The sequence below is a fragment of the uncultured Campylobacter sp. genome (genome assembly GCF_938031315.1).
GTDB lineage: Bacteria > Campylobacterota > Campylobacteria > Campylobacterales > Campylobacteraceae > Campylobacter_B.
Genome location: NZ_CALHHT010000180.1, coordinates 1 through 2,467, shown reverse-complemented (window position 1 = coordinate 2,467; position 2,467 = coordinate 1). Strand labels below are relative to the sequence as shown.

Annotated in this window: 3 protein-coding genes; all 3 read right to left on the bottom strand. The window is 38.7% G+C overall.

Annotated features, from left to right (window positions below; genetic code table 11):
* A partial coding sequence (locus Q0236_RS04745) for an RAMP superfamily CRISPR-associated protein (RefSeq protein ID WP_297915616.1) occupies positions 1-598 on the bottom strand: 598 nt, incomplete at its 3' end.
* Positions 595-1,080, bottom strand: coding sequence for a TIGR04423 family type III CRISPR-associated protein (locus tag Q0236_RS04740; RefSeq protein WP_297915614.1), 486 nt, complete (start codon positions 1,078-1,080; stop codon positions 595-597). The genes Q0236_RS04740 and Q0236_RS04745, both read right to left, overlap by 4 nt.
* A complete protein-coding gene (locus Q0236_RS04735; RefSeq protein ID WP_297915612.1) occupies positions 1,067-2,413 on the bottom strand; it encodes an RAMP superfamily CRISPR-associated protein in 1,347 nt (448 codons plus the stop codon). Before Q0236_RS04735 ends, Q0236_RS04740 begins: the two co-directional genes overlap by 14 nt.
* Positions 2,414-2,467: the final 54 nt, after the last annotated feature.

The following is a 2,467-nucleotide window of genomic DNA, read 5'->3' as shown; positions in this document are numbered from 1 at the left end:
TAAAATTATATATCTTTTGTAACCTATCAAAACCGACTACCTCATATTTTCCGAAAGCATTTTTTAAAGGATCGTCCTTGTCCTTAAATTTACCTTTCATAAATCGATCTTTATAATTTTCTATTTCAAAATATTTTTCTATCTCTTCATAGCTTAGCCTATAGGGTTCACCGCAATTTTCAATTTTATATATGCCATTTTCATCCTTGTAAAGCCATCCGCAGCAAATACCCTTAGTTACTCTTTTTACATATTCGTCGCTTTTTAGGTCTCTAAAAGAATATTTCTTATCATCGATAAAATTCATAGCTGAAAAGCTCATTATCTCAAGCACGTTTCTTATCATGCCTTTTATGCTAGTTGCCGGGATGTAATACTCTTTGCCGCCGTTTTCATTTATAAAATGACAAAATTCACTAGGGTTTTTGCTGTCTTTTATAAAAATAGGACTCTTGGTCGTTATCTCAAGCTCGATAACTCCGCTCTCGCCGTCTTCAAACGGCACGTCGTGGATATTTTTAAGAACGTCCTCGCTAGCCCAAGGCGGATAGAAAATTTTATCATTTAGCGGTACGAAATTATATGGGGCTGTTATCATTTTTTATCCTTTTCATCTTTTACAAAACCTGCAAATACTATCTTTTGAAGTTTCAATACCGGCAAACCCTCAAGGGTTCCATTACCTTGAGGCACTTCACAAAACTCGTCTTTTTCATCTTGCCAAATTTGAGCCATTTTTATTTTGACTTCTTTGAATTTGGCAGAAAACTCGGGTTTAAATTTAGAGTGAAATTCTTTTATGTCGGGGTTTTTCTTCTGATCTAAATTTGCGCCCCCCAACTCTGTCTCATCGACAAACCAAGCGTCGTTTATCTGGCGGATAGAAATGCTTTTCTTCAAATTTGCATTAAAAAAATGCGCCTCATAGATTAGCTCGTCTTCGCCTAGACTAGGAGTTCGCTCGCCCGCTAAAAACAAGTGCTTCTCGTCGATTTTTTTGCCCATTAGCTGAATGTAGCCCTCGTAATTCCTTAAATTCTCATTTACATATTTTAAAATTTCGTCTCTATTCTTTTTCATTTTCAATCCGTCTTTCGTTGTATTTTAAGACCTTGCCTTTGAAAAATCCATACCCTTTTGTGGTTGCTCCACCAAGCGACAAACGCCCCTGAACTACGTCATCTAAAGCCGCTTCAAAGGCGCCTAAGGCGTTATCAAAAGCTTCATTCTCTTTATCGCCGCACACGTCGTTTTTAAGCAAAATTTCTATTGTAAATTGATCTCTTTTGGCAATTGCTTTTTCTTGAAACAAAGCCCCGTCAATCGCTCTGCCGGTGAAGCGGTCGATACTAACGTGTTCGAAAACTTTCGTATCTTTTGCTTCGTCGTAATCCAAAAAACAATCGCTGATTAAAATTTTGCCTTTGGAGCCTTTTTCGTTTTTATTCTTTTCATAACCGAAAATTTCTCTTACGGCCTCGTTTTCACTGCCGACCTTAGCTTTTTCGCCGAATTGTTTATTAATTTTATTAAAATAAAACGCCGTTCGGTGCGACAATGCGCCCTTTACCGAGCTTGCCGGGATTAAAATTTTTTGCTCGCTAAGCTTTCCGGCCTTATAGCTGATTATACTTTCTATCACCGGCGCGTGATCGGCTTCGTTATCGCCAAATCCGCTTCCGAACATAAAGAAATCATCGGGCGAAATTTTAAGTTCGTATCTGATAAATTTTTTACTTGCCAAATTACCGTCCGCTGCGCTATCGGGCATAAATTTTACAAACTCGTCGGAGCTAAAATTTAAACTGCTCGAGTATCTGTCCGGCTCAAACTCACCCCATTTTATCTCTAAAATTCCAAGTGAGCCGAAACCTTTCGAGCTTCCGCCGCCAAGCCTTAGCGTAGGATCGCAAAGCAGATTTAAAATTTTCTTAAATTTATCTTCGCTTCCGTCAAACTCAAGCGAAAATTTAAATCTTGTACCTTTAAATACGACTTCTTCGTCAAATTTCCCCGCGTCTTTTGCCGTACCGTTTGCGCCTATGGCAACGTGATCTCTAATCGGCAAAATATCAAAATAGCGCAAAAACTCGCTCTTTTGCAAAAGCAACTCTTCGCAAACCTTGTTATTTTTATCGACGAGCAACAGAGCGTTTGAGATAATTAGTCTTGAGCCTTTTTGTTTATTTGGATCTCGTTCGTCTTTCGTACCGAAAATTTCATTAACATCATCTTCGCCCTTGCAATCTTCAAACGCCCTACGTAAAATCCCGGCAACCGAAGTACCTAGAATCATCGGTAGGCCGTTCCAGTCTCTTTGTACCGGTGCATCCAAAAATAGATCATTTTTGCCGCCTCCGACTTTTAGCGGAGTTTTGGCCTCTATGATAATGTGCGCTAAGAATCTTTTCATTCTTTTTCTCCTTTGATTTTTGGCATTTGCATAGATAATAGCAAGGCAAATTTA